At 52.4% G+C, this 15,087-nt stretch carries 18 protein-coding genes; 7 read left to right on the top strand and 11 right to left on the bottom strand.

The window, feature by feature from the left end; genetic code table 11:
• Positions 1–43: 43 nt before the first annotated feature.
• Positions 44–472, top strand: a complete 429-nt coding sequence (locus tag METMI_RS0110535; protein WP_019866255.1) for a hypothetical protein — start codon at positions 44–46, stop codon at positions 470–472.
• A gap of 3 nt (positions 473–475) precedes the next feature.
• Here the strand turns inward: METMI_RS0110535 and METMI_RS0110530 are convergent, their stop codons facing one another.
• The 9 genes from METMI_RS0110530 to METMI_RS0110490 form a co-directional block, all read right to left on the bottom strand.
• Positions 476–1,180 carry a DUF2959 domain-containing protein gene (locus METMI_RS0110530; protein ID WP_019866254.1) on the bottom strand — a complete coding sequence of 235 codons (705 nt, stop codon included), beginning with the start codon at positions 1,178–1,180 and terminating at the stop codon, positions 476–478.
• The gene (locus METMI_RS0110525; RefSeq protein ID WP_019866253.1) at positions 1,167–1,733 is read right to left on the bottom strand and encodes an amino acid kinase family protein; all 567 of its coding nucleotides are present in this window, start codon (positions 1,731–1,733) and stop codon (positions 1,167–1,169) included. The genes METMI_RS0110530 and METMI_RS0110525 overlap by 14 nt, the downstream gene beginning before the upstream one ends.
• Positions 1,720–3,117 (bottom strand): aminodeoxychorismate synthase component I, encoded by a 1,398-nt coding sequence (gene pabB, locus METMI_RS0110520; RefSeq protein ID WP_029151613.1) that lies wholly within the window; start codon positions 3,115–3,117, stop codon positions 1,720–1,722. The genes METMI_RS0110525 and pabB overlap by 14 nt, the downstream gene beginning before the upstream one ends.
• Positions 3,118–3,275: 158 nt before the next feature.
• Positions 3,276–3,683 (bottom strand): hypothetical protein, encoded by a 408-nt coding sequence (locus METMI_RS0110515; RefSeq protein ID WP_019866251.1) that lies wholly within the window; start codon positions 3,681–3,683, stop codon positions 3,276–3,278.
• A 193-nt stretch (positions 3,684–3,876) separates the two neighbouring features.
• Positions 3,877–7,005 carry an efflux RND transporter permease subunit gene (locus tag METMI_RS0110510; protein WP_019866250.1) on the bottom strand — a complete coding sequence of 1,043 codons (3,129 nt, stop codon included), beginning with the start codon at positions 7,003–7,005 and terminating at the stop codon, positions 3,877–3,879.
• Positions 7,002–8,147, bottom strand: a complete 1,146-nt coding sequence (locus tag METMI_RS0110505) for an efflux RND transporter periplasmic adaptor subunit (RefSeq protein WP_019866249.1) — start codon at positions 8,145–8,147, stop codon at positions 7,002–7,004. Before METMI_RS0110505 ends, METMI_RS0110510 begins: the two co-directional genes overlap by 4 nt.
• Positions 8,144–9,544, bottom strand: coding sequence for a TolC family protein (locus METMI_RS0110500; protein WP_040573023.1), 1,401 nt, complete (start codon positions 9,542–9,544; stop codon positions 8,144–8,146). The genes METMI_RS0110505 and METMI_RS0110500 overlap by 4 nt, the downstream gene beginning before the upstream one ends.
• 374 nt (positions 9,545–9,918) lie before the next feature.
• On the bottom strand, positions 9,919–10,359 hold the full coding sequence (locus METMI_RS0110495; protein WP_019866247.1) for a single-stranded DNA-binding protein: 441 nt from the start codon (positions 10,357–10,359) through the stop codon (positions 9,919–9,921).
• A gap of 254 nt (positions 10,360–10,613) precedes the next feature.
• Entirely contained in the window at positions 10,614–11,645 is a 1,032-nt protein-coding gene (locus METMI_RS0110490) for a DUF475 domain-containing protein (RefSeq protein ID WP_019866246.1), read from the bottom strand.
• Between the two features lie 75 nt (positions 11,646–11,720).
• Between METMI_RS0110490 and METMI_RS27455 the strand changes: the two genes are divergently transcribed.
• The 6 genes from METMI_RS27455 to mtnC are packed head-to-tail and all read left to right on the top strand — an operon-like array spanning position 11,721 to position 14,401.
• Positions 11,721–11,957, top strand: coding sequence for a hypothetical protein (locus METMI_RS27455; RefSeq protein WP_019866245.1), 237 nt, complete (start codon positions 11,721–11,723; stop codon positions 11,955–11,957).
• Positions 11,926–12,186 carry an AbrB/MazE/SpoVT family DNA-binding domain-containing protein gene (locus METMI_RS23695; protein ID WP_019866244.1) on the top strand — a complete coding sequence of 87 codons (261 nt, stop codon included), beginning with the start codon at positions 11,926–11,928 and terminating at the stop codon, positions 12,184–12,186. Before METMI_RS27455 ends, METMI_RS23695 begins: the two co-directional genes overlap by 32 nt.
• On the top strand, positions 12,183–12,518 hold the full coding sequence (locus tag METMI_RS0110475; RefSeq protein ID WP_019866243.1) for a type II toxin-antitoxin system PemK/MazF family toxin: 336 nt from the start codon (positions 12,183–12,185) through the stop codon (positions 12,516–12,518). The genes METMI_RS23695 and METMI_RS0110475 overlap by 4 nt, the downstream gene beginning before the upstream one ends.
• 16 nt (positions 12,519–12,534) lie before the next feature.
• Positions 12,535–13,152, top strand: coding sequence for a methylthioribulose 1-phosphate dehydratase (locus tag METMI_RS0110470; protein WP_019866242.1), 618 nt, complete (start codon positions 12,535–12,537; stop codon positions 13,150–13,152).
• Entirely contained in the window at positions 13,149–13,709 is a 561-nt protein-coding gene (locus METMI_RS0110465) for a 1,2-dihydroxy-3-keto-5-methylthiopentene dioxygenase (protein WP_019866241.1), read from the top strand. The genes METMI_RS0110470 and METMI_RS0110465 overlap by 4 nt, the downstream gene beginning before the upstream one ends.
• Positions 13,706–14,401, top strand: coding sequence for an acireductone synthase (gene mtnC / locus METMI_RS0110460; RefSeq protein ID WP_019866240.1), 696 nt, complete (start codon positions 13,706–13,708; stop codon positions 14,399–14,401). The genes METMI_RS0110465 and mtnC overlap by 4 nt, the downstream gene beginning before the upstream one ends.
• Here mtnC and METMI_RS0110455 read toward each other — a convergent pair.
• The gene (locus METMI_RS0110455) at positions 14,398–14,652 is read right to left on the bottom strand and encodes a hypothetical protein (protein ID WP_019866239.1); all 255 of its coding nucleotides are present in this window, start codon (positions 14,650–14,652) and stop codon (positions 14,398–14,400) included. The two genes, mtnC and METMI_RS0110455, sit on opposite strands and share 4 nt — an antisense overlap.
• A 113-nt stretch (positions 14,653–14,765) precedes the next feature.
• The gene (locus METMI_RS0110450; RefSeq protein WP_019866238.1) at positions 14,766–15,059 is read right to left on the bottom strand and encodes an STAS domain-containing protein; all 294 of its coding nucleotides are present in this window, start codon (positions 15,057–15,059) and stop codon (positions 14,766–14,768) included.
• Positions 15,060–15,087 lie beyond the last annotated feature (28 nt).

The raw sequence follows: 15,087 nt of genomic DNA, 5'->3' as shown, positions 1-15,087 counted from the left end.
CTACAATAACAAAAAAGCCGTCATAAACATTGAGGACATCTTTATGAAAAAACTTCCGCTTCTGCTCATCGCATTAAGTTGCACCGCTTTGCTTGCCTGTAGTAAAGGCCAGGAAATCAACGCACAAAACATTAAAACCGCTTACCGTTCAGTCAAAGTATTAAAAGAACGCCTGCCTGCGGAAAGCCGCATCGAATTTGAAGTGTCTTTTTGGACTATCCGCGATGCCAACAGGGACGACAGCAAATTCCTTGATATTGTTGATGGCAAAAAACCCCAAGAAATCATAGAACTGGGCAAAGAAGTCTATGAGCAACGCAAAAATGCGGGTTATAAAGGTTATGAACAGTATTCCAGCTGGGGCGAAATGATCACCAAATTTGGCCGTGAAAGGATTGACCAGGACAACCGAAAAGGCAACAAAAAAGAAGTGGTCAGGGACAAAGCGAACGACATCCTTTATAAGCTCTAAGCCTCATCGGCCGGGCAACACTTTTTGGTCAAGCGATTTTTGCCGGGCCAGAATACCGACGAACTGGTTGGCCTCGGCAATAACCTGCTCCATGGCCTGAAGCAACTGCGAAATGTCCAAACTTATGCCAATAAACTCATTTTGCAGTGCGGCAATCGCCCGGGCATTGAGATTATGCTTAAGGTACAACACTTGATCTTTAAACGCCGCCAACACAGGCTGGATTCTGCTTTCAGCCTTGTGCATCCCTTTAATCAGCCGGGCATAATGCTGCCTGGCTAGTTTTAACTGCTGTTTGCTGCTGTTGCGCAATGTCCGGCTGCTGTATTCGTTAAGTTCCTTTTCCCATTCCTTAAACAAAGCTTCGCTCACTTCCTCTATCCCTCGGATACGCTGGCTCACCGCCTCCGATTTGGCACGGCAAAACTGGTATTGCCGGTTCAGCAAATGGTATTTATGCTCCAACGCCGTGTCCTGGACAGCCACCAGGCTATTGAAACGCTCCAACGCATCCGCAAACGCATCGCGGGTATCCTGCAAACTGCCACAGGCCTGCTCAACCTGGGCAACCACAATCGTCCGCTTGTGTTCACCAATGGATTCACGGGCATGATAGAAAACCGTCTGTAAGCGTTTGGTAAAAAACTTTTTGACCACCCGTATCGACAGGGTGAGCAAATCATTTGAGGCATTTTTATATTCGGCCATTGAACTGCTGGGCGTTAATGATTGTTATGGGAAAATTTGCCTGGTCGGCAAAGCCTTTAAATGCCTTATCAACAATCCCTTGCTTGGCTAAATCCTGCCAATCCATGCGCGTGCCGATGGCGGCGGATTTTACCAGCACCAACGCTTCAGCGGAAAGCCTTGTGGCCAACCAAGCGGCAAGGCTGTCCGAGGTAATATCCCAACTGGCGGCGACGCCAGCTTGGTCAAGTTCGTCCACATCAGGTGACCAAATGGCTACATTTGGCGAAGCGGGCAATTTCAAAATCGCGTCAACGGAATGCGCCAGGACAAACTCATGCTTAAGGCCATGGAACATCAAAGCCATTTGCCGCATCGCCATAATCGCCATCGCGTGGGCCGTTTTGTCATCAAATTGCCAGACTTGTTGGCTTAGGCGTACTTGGTCGGCAAAGCCACCGCCACCCGGCACAATCACCACCGCCCTGCCCTGATAATTTTTCCCGATGGTGTCCAGGCAAGCCAGCAATTGCCGTGACTGCGCCAAACTGCCGCCGATCTTAATCACTATCATCGGGCTTCCTTAACTGTTGTAAGACTCTCAACAAGGCAGCCGCCTTGTCGAAACATTCCTGATATTCCTCGGCCAACACCGAATCATTGACGATGCCGCCACCCGCCCAAAAGCGTATAGTCTCGCCGGATTGTACCAGCGTCCTAATGGCGATATTGCTGTCCATATTGCCGTCAAAGCCGATATAGGCGATGGATCCACAATAAACACCACGGCGGTTGGGCTCCAGTTCTTCTATCACTTCCATGCTGCGGATTTTCGGTGCGCCCGTGATGGAACCGCCAGGGAAACAGCTCCTTAACAAATCCAGCGCGTGTTGGCCTTCGGCGAGTTCGCCCGTCACGGTGCTGACCAAATGATGCACGGTCGCGTAGCTTTCCACCGCAAACAATTTCGGCACTTTCACGGAGCCTTTTTTACAGGTCTTACCGATGTCATTGCGCAGCAAATCGACAATCATCAGGTTTTCGGCGCGGTCTTTCTGGCTGTTTTCCAATAAAGTGATTTGCCCCGCATCCTCGGCGGCGTCCGCTTTGCGCGGCCGCGTGCCTTTAATCGGCTTCGTTTCCACTTTACCGTTTTGCAATTTTAAAAAACGCTCCGGCGAACTGCTTAAAATCCGCACTTCGGGGAAGTTTAAATAGGCGCTGAACGGGGCGGCATTGACTTGCCGCAATAGCTGGTAAGCCGTCCACGGATCGCCCACGCAAGCGGCCGAAAAACGCTGGGTGAGGTTGACTTGATAGCAATCGCCTTCCAACAAATATTGTTTGATGCGCTGGAAGGCCTGGGCATAATAAGCCCTGTCCATATTCGGTTGGATTTCGCCCAGCACCGCAAAAGGGCGATGGGGCTGCGTTTCCGGCAACCTGCTAAAACGGGCGATTAACCGTTGGCAAGCTTGCGCATCCAGGCCTTGCGTGACCAGCGTGCTTTGTCGCTGCTGATGGTCAACAATCACCGCCCAGTGGTAAATCCCCACCGCCATTTCGGCAATCTGCTCGGCATCTTCGGCAATGACAGGCAGTTGTTCCAAACGACGCGCCAGATCATAAGAAAAATACCCAATCGCCCCGCCATTAAACGGCAAGCCGCTGATATTGACGGCACGTCCCGCAAAATCCTGTAGCTTTTGTTTGACCAACAAAAATGGGTCAGCTTGGCTTTGAATGACTTCGCTAGCCGAGGTAATGGTAGTGGTCCCGCCATGCGTGACCAAGGTACACAAAGGTTCGGCGGCGATAATATCATAGCGGCCTTGTTGGCTAGACGGATGCCCGCTATCGAGAAACACCGCCCAAGGCTGGTCTGCCCACGCTGAAAACAGCGCGGCACTGTCCGCAAAATACGGCAATAGGTAAGTAGTTGGATGAGGTACCGGCATTAAAAAGACGTGTAATGGGAGGGACGGACTAAGCTTGCGGAGATGGGTAAGGCGTTAGGCTATGGCAAGATTAATTCGGGAACGGACTTGAATGTGGCGGTATTGTAACATTATTTCTTGGCAAACAGGCCGGGGCGGATCGCCGCGACGGCTTTTTCCTATTCTGGCGTATGCCCATGATAATCCAGCTTGCCTAGCAAACGTTGGTCCAGCAATTGGCTATCCAAATCCAATCGCTTAAAAATCACGCTGACGGGTAATTTCTTTAACTCTTCGATTGGGCCAAAGCGTAAGCTGAACAACTTGTTTTGTTTGGCTTTAGGATAATTGCCCATAATCACCGCACAACGCCCGTCTATCAACCTTCGGGCTTTACGCAATTCCGCCGCGACATCGTCGCTTAATGCCGTGTTGATAGGATTGGCGGGAATAACGACAGGCGCAACTTCCACGCCCCTAGCCCGATCACGCAAGGCCGCCAGCTTGCTGCTTTGCGCGGGTGACACCAATAAACGGGCTTCTTGGACGGTGACTTTGGTGCGGTTTGACGGGGGATTTTCGGACATGGTTAGGGATTGTAGATTTTGAGTAGTGAATATGACGTATTTTATCAAGCAATCGGGGAATCTGATTTTTAGGCTATCACATTTCCAAATAACAAAATGAACCACACCAAAAGGCCAAGTTGCCGCGTGAAAGCGTTTTGGCTAGTTTGTCGGATGTGCATTAATCGTCAGAATGACAGATTTTTGATTAGCGTCATCGGCTTTCGTTTAAATCCACTTCGTCCAATTCCTTATCTTCCGTGCTTGGTAAATCCATGTGCGGCGAGAACAGCCGATACAAAACGGGCACCAGCAACACCGTCATCACCGTCGCGCTGAACAAGCCCCAGACTATCACGGTCGCCAATGGCCTTTGCACGTCCGAACCCAAGCCTGTTGCCAATGAGGCAGGAACCAAGCCAAGTATCGCCACCAAAGAAGCGACCAAAATAGGCCGGACGCAGCGGACAGCCCCTTCGACAATGGCTTGCTCCATGGCTACACCTGCAAGGCGCAGTTCGGTGATGGTGCGCACAATCAACACGCCGTTCATAATCGACACGCCGAACACGGCGGCAAAACCGACACCGGAAGAAACGTTCAAATTCATGTCGCGCAAATACAAGGCGGTGATGCCGCCGACAAAGGCGAAGGGTATCGCCAGCAACAAGACTAGCGATGCCCTGATGGAACCGAAGGTGACTAACAACAAGATAAAAATCACCCCGATGCTGGCGGGGACGAGGATTTTGAAATGCTCCGCCGCCCGTGCCAGATTTTCAAACATGCCCAACCAAGCGACACGATAGCCGTCCGGCACGGTGATTTCTTGGGCGAACATGCGCTGGGCATCGGCGACGAAACTGCCTTGGTCACGCCCGACGATGTCAGTCCTCACGGTCAAGCGGCGGCGGCCGTCGTCCCTGGCAATCAGGGTTTGCCCGTCAATGATGTCGATATGGGCGACTTGCGCCAAGGGAATCGGGATGCCTTCGGCGTTGTATACGGGCAAGCGTCCGATGGCGGCGGGCGAGCGCAGATGTTCTTTGGCAAAACGGGCGACAATATCAATGCGCCGCTCGCCTTCAAACAGGTTGCCTATCGGTGAGCCGCCGATGGCGACATCAATTAGCCGCGTCACGTCCTCGACGCTGACATTGTAACGGGCGCACAAGGAACGTTCGGGGCTGATGACCAACTGCGGCTGCGGGCCTTCTTGCTCGATGCTGACATCGGTCGCCCCTGGCACTTTGCTGAGCAGCTCTTTAGTCTTCCTTGCCAAGCCCAGCAACACATTGGAATCCGCACCGGAAAATTCGACCGCGAGATTGGCGGAAGTGCCGTTGGCGTCTTCGGTGACGCTATCAATGATCGGTTGGGTAAAGTTGAAGCGGGTGGTCGGAAATTCGGAGCGGAAACTATTACCCAAGGCCGCCACCAATTCCTGCTTACGCTGGAATTGCACCCACTCGTCACGCGGTTTGGGGCTGACCAACATTTCCAAACGGCTGGGCGGAAATGGGTCGGTGCCGCTGTCACTGCGCCCTGCCTGCACCACTATGAAAGCCACGTCAGGAAACTTCAGTGCGATTTCGCGCAAGCGTTGCCCGAATTTTGAACTCTGTTGCAAAGAGGTGCCTTCGGGGAAGTTGGCGCGTACCCAAACCACGCCTTCGTCCATGTACGGCAAAAATTCGCTGCCCAGTTTCGGCAAGATCAACACCAACACGCCGACCAATACCGCCACCGCCGCCCCCACCGCTTGCCAGCGCCAATGCAACAGGCGTTTGAGCAAAGCCGAATAACGCGGATACAGCCAGGTCAGCAACGGGTTTTCCCAATCGGTGTAGCCTTTTCTGAACACAAAACTGGCAAAGGTGGGGACGATGAACAAGGCGTAAATCATCGCGCCGACCAAAGCGAACAAAATGGTCAAGGCCATCGGGCGGAATAACAGGCCTTCGATATGCGTCAAGGTCAGTAAAGGCAAAAACGCCCCGACAATCATCAGGATGGAAAAAAACACCGGACGTTCGACTTGCAATGACGCTTGCAATACGGTTTTGGTGACACCTGTCTTTTCCTGTTTGAGCTTGGCATCATGCAGTTTATGGGCGATGTTCTCCGCCATAATGACCGAGCCATCGACGATGATGCCAAAATCTATCGCACCAATCGACAACAAGCCAATCGGGATACCGAAGGCTTTCATCATCACCAATGCGAACAACAGCGAAAACGGGATGGTCAAAGCCACCAACATCGCCAAGGAAGGCCGTCCCAGAAAAACCAGCAATACTAGCGTGACCAACGACACGCCCAGCAACACACTATGGCCTACCGTGTGCAAGGTGTTGTCCACCAATTGCTCGCGGTCATAAAACGGCGCGACACTGACACCTTCGGGCAAATCGACATCATTGAGCCCGTCCAGCACGGTTTTGACGTTTTTCAAGGTGTCCGAAGTGTTTTCGCCACGGCGCATCAGGACGATGCCTTCAATGGTTTCGTCGGTTTGGTCTTTGCTTAAAATCCCCGCCGGAATTTTGGCATCCACTTCGACATCGGCGACATCATGGACGTAAACCGGTGTGCCACCGAAGGATTTGATGAAAATATCGCCGATTTCAGAAACGCTTTGCAAGGAGCCTTTGCCTCGGATCACAAACGACATGCTGCCGCGTGACAAAACACTGCCGCCCGCACTTTCGTTGTTGGTTTGGATGGCGTCGACCACATCATTCAGCGACAAGCCAAAACGCTGCAATTGCGAGGGGTTCATCAGCACGGCATATTGCTTTTCATAACCGCCAAAGTTGGAGACATCGGCAACCCCGGCGGCACGCAACAAATGCGGGATGACAATCCAGTCGTTGATCGAACGCAGCTCAGTCAGGTCATAGCGGCCATCGGACACCAATTCATAACGCAAAATTTCCCCATAAGCCGTTGCCAAAGGCCCCAGTTCGGCGGACGCGCCAGCGGGCAAATCGACGTTCGCCAATTTTTCTTGGACACGCTGCCTGGCCCAGTAGCTTTCCGAACCTTCCTCAAAAGTCAACTGCACCACCGACAAGCCGAAAATCGTCCGTGAACGGATGGTCTGCACTTTGGGGACATTGCGCATTTCAATTTCCATCGGCACGGTCACTTGCCGTTCCACTTCCTCCGGTGCGCGGCCCGGATAGACGGTGATGATCTGCACCATCTGCGAAGAAATATCGGGATAAGCATCAATCTGCATGTTCAGGAACGACCACAAACCCAGTAGGATCACCGCGACCGTACCGCCCAACACCATTAGACGGTGGTGCATGGCCTGACCAAGTAACTGCGGGATCATGGTTTGGTTCCAAAATGCGGACGTTGGCCGCCAACTTCTTCATTTTGCAAGGCTTGCACCAACATCGGTTTTAACAAAATGGCGCCATTGCCAATGATGCGTTCGCCTTCACGCAAGCCTTTGAGGATTTCAATACGGTCATCAATGCTTTCACCCACATCCACTTGGGTGATACGCCATAAGCCATCCTGCGCACCGATCAAGACATAATCGGCATTGCCGCTGTGCAACACGCCGTCGGTGGGGATCATCACCGCATCACGCGGGTCGGTGCCCAAGCCAATTTCCGCATACATCCCGGGCTTGAATTGATCCGCCTTGTCATTCAGTTCAAAAAACACCCGCAAGGTGTGGCGTTCCGCAGACAGGGTCGGTGCCAGACTACGCACTTTACCGGCAAACACCTGGTCGGGCAGGCCGTAAAAACGCGCGGCACACGCTTGCCCGACCGACACCAAACTGATGCGCAGCTCCGGCACATCCGCCATGACCAAAGACACACCTGGAGCGGAGCTTTCCAACAGCAAGGGATCGACACCTTCCTGCAACAATTTGCGTTCCAAGGCGGCGCGGCTACGGCTGGCGACCGTCAATGCGGTTTCCGCTTCATACACGTCTTTTTGCCCGCCTAATTGCACTTCCATCAGTGTGGCTTCGGCGGCGGTCAAATCCCGTATCGCCTCAGTCCCCGTGGCGACCAATTTCCTGAGCCTATCCACCGCCAATTTTTGCGAGTGGTATTGTGCCGAAGTCAGTTCGCGGATTTTTTCCAAACGCTTGGCATTAAAGTCCTTTTCCACCTGCGCCCGCTGCCAGTCGGCATAAACGCCCGACAATTCAATGCTGTTGAACTGCCAACGGTCTTCCTTGGGGGCTGAACCAATGGGCAGACGCGCAACCACCGCCCCCGTGACCACCAGCAGCGGCGTGTTGATGCGTTCTTTTTTGACCGTGGTGATGTTGAATTTTTGCTCCAGCAAACTGCCGGACTTGACGCGGATCAGGCGCGTACCCGCCAATTCGACCACAGGGGCGGAAGCGACATTCTCGGTTTTGGTTTCTGCCCATGAGGCAAGGCTAAACAGCAGGAAAAAAAAGCTTAACCCTGTGCAATGGCGGCGAAAAGAAGGTGGCGTCATCATTGTAATATTTGTTTGCCCATCGCGGCATTGAGTTGATATAGGGAGTGCCAATAACTGGAACGTCCGCTGATATGGACACGGTAAGTCTCCAAATACGTGCGCTGCGCATCCAAGACTTCAATCAAGGTCTTGCCGCCAAGCTCATACGCTTGGGTGATTTTGTCACGGACGTTTTTGGCCGCATCCAATTGCCCGGGGTCATCATTGCTTAAAAATTGGTAAGCGGACGTGAAGGTTTGCACGGCCTGGTCTATTTCTGCGCGCAAATCAACCAACTGGGCTTGTAGGTTTAGCTGGGTTTGGCTGTAAACCGATTTTGCCTTGCCGATATTGCCTTGGTTGCGGTCAAAAATAGGCACACTGACATTCATCCCCGCCATCCATGAGTTGGCATCGGGGAAACCAATGGCCTGCTCTTGGAATTGCCGGGTATAGCCGACCATCGGCGTGACGTTTGGATACGCTTGGCTTTCCGCCAGTTTGATGTCGGCATTGGCCTTATCCAATTGCTTGCGCAAGGAAGCCAAATCAGGGCGGTTTGCTTCCGCCCATTTAAACGCCGTTTCTGTATTGATCGGTTTGACCAAGGATTTGACTTCCAAACTACCTTTGACGTTAACCGGCACAGCATCGGCAATACCCAACAAGGCCCGGAAACGGTTCAAGGCCGCCGCCAATTCCAGCTCACGCGCATGGACATCACGGCGGCCGCTAAAAATGGACAAACGGATGCGGTCGGTTTCAATCGTGCCGACCCCGCCAAACGCCACGCGGTTGCGGATGATATTTTCCATCCTGGCGAGGTTGTCTTGGTTTTCATGCGCCAATTCCAGCATGGCCTGCATTTCCAGCACATCATAAAAAGCTGAAATGGCCGCGGCGATCCTAAGCCTAACGGTATTGGCGAAGTCGGCTTCGGCGACATCCACGCCCTGTTCGCCCGACACCATCGCCGCCGCCCGCTTGCCAAACAAAAACCAGTCGATGGGCATGGCGACGTTAAAATCAAATTGCGGCGGGCCACCTTGCCGGGTCACGGTAAACGTCTGCGTCAACGGCAATAGCTGGATATCCGTGTTGACTTGCGGGTTAGGCAGCAAGCCAGCCGTCAGCAAATCCGCTTGCGCTTGGTTGATGTTTTCAAACGCGGCACTGATGCGTGGGTCAGCTTGCAATACCGTCTGCACCGCTTGGTTTAAGGTGAACTCCTGGGTTTGGCTTGGCGTTTTGACAGGCGGTGTTGGCGCGGGATTGGCTTCTGCCACTACCGGATGGATGGCGGGCAAACCGGCCCCCTGCATGTACAGGGGTAAGGTTGCAGGGCGGTAAGTTTGCGGTGCACAACCGCCCAATATCAGAACAGCAAAAGCGAAGGATTTAAAAACAAAGGTATTCATCGACAAGCCCATCATTACGGTCCGATATTCGGTTCCCAATCAGCAATTCTCATTATGACACTCAGCAGGGGTGACGCAAGGAACCCCAGCAGGGTGGCTGGTGGTGCTGGGATTGCGCTACCGCTTCATCCCGGCCTGCGACACGGGCGTTTTGATAACTGGAGGGTGATCTATCCCCGGAAAAATCCAACTGACCGCCCCCCAAAGCCTGAAATAGGGTAGCTTGAGGTCATAATGAGAATTGCTGGTTCCCCATCGCCTAAGCCAAACAGATTAAAAGCAAACATCGGAGTCCAAAACCAGTGGCCAGCCATTTTTATGATAACGGATAACCTCATCGCGTAGGAGGTTTGTACTCCGATAAGCTATTCCGCTTAAAACGGAATGTCGTCATCATAAGGCTCGTCAAAATTATCATGGCTAGCCGCTTGTGGTTGCGGCGCGTTTGAACGTTGCGAGGTGGTGGAACTGGGGTAGCCCTGTGCGGGCGCAGCACCTTCGTTGCGTTTGCCGACCAAATCCAAAATATTGGCGTTCAGTTCCAGTGTCGTGCGCATGGTGCCATCATTGGCTTTGTATTCGCTCATGGAAAGCTCCCCAGACACAAACACTTGCTGGCCTTTTTTAAGGTAGTTCTGCAAACTGCCCTCGGCGCGTTTGCCGAACAGGGCGACGCGTATCCATAGGGTTTGTTGCTTGTCGCCAAAGCCGATGTTGTTGGCGACGTTGACGTTCAACACCGCCAAGCCGGCGGGGGTGTATCTGACCTCGGCATCACGGCCTACGGTTCCGGTAAAGCTAAAGACATTGCTCATAAAAATCTCTGGTCATTTAAAAAGGGAATTGTGCGGGTTAGGGCTGCAAATAATTTGCCGCACCGCCTAAGCCAGGAAGCAAAGGCCGGATTGGCATCCTAGTAGCCAGCCAACATTGAAACATCAGATTGGGTTGCCGGAACGGCTTTTTGCCCGTCCCGAATAGCTATCAGCATATCGGAAGTAAGGGCGGGGCGGCAACCGCATCCCGCCCTAAAGTATTTGGAACCTGAAATGGCTGGCAGATAAGCGCATTATTCGGCCAGCTCATTTTTATAACGTATCGAGGAATACACCGACAAGCCAATCAACACCGCGCCGATCAGGCCCGTGACAACCTCAGGAATTTCATGTGTCATGCTGACCAACATGATCGCCGCCAAGCTGCCGATGGCATAGTGGGCGCCGTGTTCCAAAAACACATATTCATCCAAAGTGCCTTGGCGCACTAGAAATACGGTCAGGCTCCGCACAAACATCGCGCCTATCGCCAAGCCCAACATGATGATAACGACATCTTGGGTAATCGCAAACGCGCCGATCACGCCGTCAAAGGAGAATGACGCATCCAACACTTCCAGATATAAAAAGCTCATGACGCTGCCTTTTTTCAGCACGTCCGCCAATTCCTCGCCTTCTTCCTCGTCTTCGAACAAGGCCGACAAGCTATCGACGATAACAAACAGGATGACACCGTAAATGCCGGCAACCAAGGCTTCATGGCGGATAGCTTCAGGTAACCAGTATTGGCTCCCCAACAATAAACCCAAGGCCAGAATAATTTCAATCGACTCCAGTTTGCCAAAGCCAGCCATTTTTTGCTCGATATAACCCAGCCAATGCAGCTCCTTGCCTTCATCAAAAATAAAGGAGAAAAATACCATCAGCAGGAACATGCCGCCGAACGCCGCTATTTGCACATGCGATTCGGTCAAATGTTGGGCGTAGGTTACAGGGTCATGCAAGGCCATTTGCGTGACCCCGATAAAATCTATGCCTGTCGCCATTGCCACGATGGTGATAGGGAACAACAGGCGCATCCCGAACACGGCGATCAGGATACCCCAAGTCAGGAAGTATTGCTGCCAGCGTTCGTCCATGCGCTTAAGGATGGACGCATTGACCACCGCGTTATCAAATGACAAACTGACTTCCAGCACACCCAAGATCATGGCGATGGCCGCGCCAGTCAAGCCACCCGCCATACCGCCAGCCAGGCTTCCCCAATAAAAGGCAATCGCCAAGCTAACGGCGGTGACAATAATAGAAAGTCGAAAATGTTGCATAAAATGATCCTTAACGTAATGATTTAACCCGCAACTATAAGTGCATTTATATTTTAATCAATAGCCGCTGGGTAAATGACAACAAATTTAGATGATGGAACATCCAGGAAAAGCCCGAAAGGTTTTATTGTGCATAATTCTTCGTCCGGCTTGTATTTGCAGCATTGCATGCCCCTTTTGTTTTTCGTGCTTTTCGTGAAAATTGGCGGCATACCATCAAGCAAAATAGTGGCAGATGCTCTACAATATTTCTTTCGTTACCGGCTCAATGAGGCGCAAGATGACTGTTTTGACCGTAAAAACATCGGCTGATGCCCATATCATCAGCCTACCCGAAACCATCATGGCACAAGTCGGTTGGCAAAAAGGGGCGTTAATTGATATGTCGATTGAAAACGGCCATATTGTGTTGGCACCCAAACAAACCGGATTGACCTTGAAAACCTTGCTTGCGGGTAGCCCAACGGAAAAGCTCGGTTTATTAGAGGAAGATACAGATTGGCTATCAGCGTCGGCGGTCGGCAGGGAGAACCGCGGTTGAGCGGGTATATTCCAGAGCGAGGCGACATCGTTTGGCTGGATTTTAATCCCAGCAGCGGCATTGAAATTATTAAACGGCGACCCGCTTTTGTCATTTCCCAACAGCTGTTCAATGGACATACGCACTTAGCGGTTGTCGCCCCCATTACCAGCACTATCCGTGGCATCCAGTTGGAAGTGGTGTTGCCAGAATCGCTATCAATTAGAGGTTCGGTGCTGGTACATCAGTTAAAATCCCTCGATTTTCAGGCACGCAACCTACGCCTGATTGAAAAAGCGCCCCAAGAGATCATTGAAAAAGTGACCGAACGGGCCAGACTAATTGTTTCTTAAAAAAATAGATATAGGAATGACTGAGCAGACACCTTTCCACACCGCCGCACAACAACTGATTGCCGCCGGACGTTTTATCGACAGCAAAGGCTGGGTCCCCGCCACCAGTGGCAATTTTTCGGTGCGCTTGCCGGATGGCACGATAGCCATCACCGTGTCCGGCAAACATAAAGGCCATTTGCACCCCGATGACATTATGCTGATTGACGCCGACGCCAATTCATTGGACGGCAAAAAGCCTTCGGCGGAAACGGGCTTGCACACGGGCATTTACCGGCGTTTCCCGGACATCAACGCCGTCCTGCACCCGCATCCTTTAAATACCGTGCTGGTTTCCAAACTGTTTGGCACGGAAATCGTGCTGGAGAACTACGAATTGCTGAAGGCATTCCGCGGCATCAACACCCACGAAAGCCGCATCGTCGTGCCGATTTTCGCCAATGACCAGGATATTCCGCGCTTGGCCACGCAGGCCGATGCCTATTTGGACACCCATCCCGATTGTCATGCTTACATCATCGCCGGGCATGGGCTGTACACCTGGGGGACATCGGTTGAAGAAACGCTACGCTACTTGGAAGCCCTGGATTTTTTATTTGCTTGTGAACTGCACTTACACGGAGCCCAAAAATGAGTTTATTGACTGTTTATGACGACAACCAAGCCCAACAAGGCGAGCGTTACAGCGATTTTGCCGCCATAGAAAACCAACTTAAAGCCATCAATGTCGTGCTTGAACGCTGGACGGCAAACTGCACTTTCGCCGCCGATGCCGACCAGGCCACGATTTTAGCGGCTTATGCCGAACCTATCGCCCGCTTGCAACAGCAATATGGTTTCCAATCGGTCGATGTCATCAGCCTTAACGCCGACCATCCCGACAAAGCCGCCTTACGGCAAAAATTCCTGGCGGAACACACGCACGATGATTTTGAAGTGCGCTTTTTTGTCGAAGGCTGCGGTCTGTTTTATCTGCATGTCGGGGACAAGGTCTATGTGGTGTTGTGTGAACGGGGCGATCTGATCAGCGTCCCTGCCCACACCAAGCACTGGTTTGACCTGGGCGAAAACCCTTGTTTAAAAGCCATCCGCCTGTTCACCACGCCCGACGGCTGGGTCGCTAATTTCACGGGCAGCGGCATCGGCGCATCTTTCCCTACCCTAGCCCAAACCCTCGCCGGATTATCATGATTAAAGCCATCATCACCGATATTGAAGGCACAACCTCATCATTGGCCTTCGTCAAAGATGTGCTGTTCCCTTATGCGCGGGCGCATTTGGCAGGATTTGTCCGCCAACATGCCGAAGAGGCCACCGTCAAGGCCTTGCTGGCGGACACTTGCGCGGCGGCGGACGTGGCGTTTGGCGTGGAAACGGCGATTGCCCAGTTGCTGCAATGGCTGGATGAAGATAAAAAAATCACGCCCCTGAAAGCCTTACAAGGCTTGGTTTGGGAAGCCGGTTACCGGCAAGGCGATTTCCAGGGGCATATCTACGCCGATGCCGCCGGGCAATTACAAAACTGGAAGCAGCAGGGCATTGATTTATACGTGTATTCGTCCGGCTCGGTCCAGGCGCAAAAACTGCTGTTCGCGCACACGGATTATGGCGATTTGACCCCGTTATTTTCCGGCTATTTTGATACCCTGATCGGCGGCAAACGCGAGACGGAATCCTACCAAAACATCATCGCCCGCATCCCTTTTTTGCCTAGGCAAGTGCTGTTTCTATCGGATATTAAAGAAGAGCTGGATGCCGCCAAAGCGGCGGGGCTGGCAACGGTTTGGCTAGTCCGCGAAGGCGGGCTTGACGCCCAAGCGGAACATCGGCAAGTGGCTAGCTTTGCCGAGATTTCTATTGCGCAAATTGGCGGCACCCCTTAGTCATCATCGTCATGGTGATGGCCATAGCCATAACCACCACCATAAGGGCGTTGATAATAACGCGGGTAGCCGTAAACCTTCCGCTCAATGATCACCGGGGATGGTGCACGGTAATAGCCATTGCCCACCACAACCCGGCGATACGTCGGCGCAGAGCCGGGATAAGCGCCGTACGGGTTGGGATATACGGCGCAGGCACTTAACATGCCTAACAACGCAGCGATTATAGTGATTCTGATTAATGCCACCATGACACACCCCTAAAGATAAAAAAGTTTAGGGCATCATAGTGGCATTAAACTGAATAAGGCATTAACCTACAGCCAGCCGCCCGGCGTGGCGTTATTGAAGTTTTTACGCTGATTTACTTGACCTTGAAAATTAAGGAAAAGCCCGCGATATTGATCACGTCACGCACGTTGTCACGCAGGCCCGCTACTGTCAGCACATTGCGCTTGTTTTTAGCCAGCAACAGCAACACCCTAAGGCCCGCGCTGCTAAGGTATTCAAGGCCGGCGCAGTCAAGTGTCACCGGGCCTTTATGGTTTTCCAGCAGCGTTTCCAATTCGCTTTGGGCGGCGGGCGAGGTAATCGAATCCAGCCGTCCAACCAGCGAAACCACTACGCCGTTGCCTGAGGTGTCTAGGGAAATGTCCATGTTTAAGTTTTCTGTAGGTTGGTGTGGG

Source organism: Methylovulum miyakonense HT12 (assembly GCF_000384075.1).
GTDB classification, from domain to species: domain Bacteria; phylum Pseudomonadota; class Gammaproteobacteria; order Methylococcales; family Methylomonadaceae; genus Methylovulum; species Methylovulum miyakonense.
Note: the sequence above shows the minus strand (reverse complement) of the source record. Positions and strands in the feature narration are given on the sequence as shown.

Bases quoted from the DNA above. Each gene is read 5' to 3' on its own strand.
- METMI_RS0110535 (WP_019866255.1), top strand. From the start codon at position 44: ATGAAAAAACTTCCGCTTCTGCTCATCGCATTAAGTTGCACCGCTTTG.
- METMI_RS0110530 (WP_019866254.1), bottom strand. From the start codon at position 1,180: ATGGCCGAATATAAAAATGCCTCAAATGATTTGCTCACCCTGTCGATA.
- METMI_RS0110525 (WP_019866253.1), bottom strand. From the start codon at position 1,733: ATGATAGTGATTAAGATCGGCGGCAGTTTGGCGCAGTCACGGCAATTG.
- pabB (WP_029151613.1), bottom strand. From the start codon at position 3,117: ATGCCGGTACCTCATCCAACTACTTACCTATTGCCGTATTTTGCGGAC.
- METMI_RS0110515 (WP_019866251.1), bottom strand. From the start codon at position 3,683: ATGTCCGAAAATCCCCCGTCAAACCGCACCAAAGTCACCGTCCAAGAA.
- METMI_RS0110510 (WP_019866250.1), bottom strand. From the start codon at position 7,005: ATGATCCCGCAGTTACTTGGTCAGGCCATGCACCACCGTCTAATGGTG.
- METMI_RS0110505 (WP_019866249.1), bottom strand. From the start codon at position 8,147: ATGATGACGCCACCTTCTTTTCGCCGCCATTGCACAGGGTTAAGCTTT.
- METMI_RS0110500 (WP_040573023.1), bottom strand. From the start codon at position 9,544: ATGAATACCTTTGTTTTTAAATCCTTCGCTTTTGCTGTTCTGATATTG.
- METMI_RS0110495 (WP_019866247.1), bottom strand. From the start codon at position 10,359: ATGAGCAATGTCTTTAGCTTTACCGGAACCGTAGGCCGTGATGCCGAG.
- METMI_RS0110490 (WP_019866246.1), bottom strand. From the start codon at position 11,645: ATGCAACATTTTCGACTTTCTATTATTGTCACCGCCGTTAGCTTGGCG.
- METMI_RS27455 (WP_019866245.1), top strand. From the start codon at position 11,721: ATGACAACAAATTTAGATGATGGAACATCCAGGAAAAGCCCGAAAGGT.
- METMI_RS23695 (WP_019866244.1), top strand. From the start codon at position 11,926: ATGACTGTTTTGACCGTAAAAACATCGGCTGATGCCCATATCATCAGC.
- METMI_RS0110470 (WP_019866242.1), top strand. From the start codon at position 12,535: ATGACTGAGCAGACACCTTTCCACACCGCCGCACAACAACTGATTGCC.
- METMI_RS0110465 (WP_019866241.1), top strand. From the start codon at position 13,149: ATGAGTTTATTGACTGTTTATGACGACAACCAAGCCCAACAAGGCGAG.
- mtnC (WP_019866240.1), top strand. From the start codon at position 13,706: ATGATTAAAGCCATCATCACCGATATTGAAGGCACAACCTCATCATTG.
- METMI_RS0110455 (WP_019866239.1), bottom strand. From the start codon at position 14,652: ATGGTGGCATTAATCAGAATCACTATAATCGCTGCGTTGTTAGGCATG.
- METMI_RS0110450 (WP_019866238.1), bottom strand. From the start codon at position 15,059: ATGGACATTTCCCTAGACACCTCAGGCAACGGCGTAGTGGTTTCGCTG.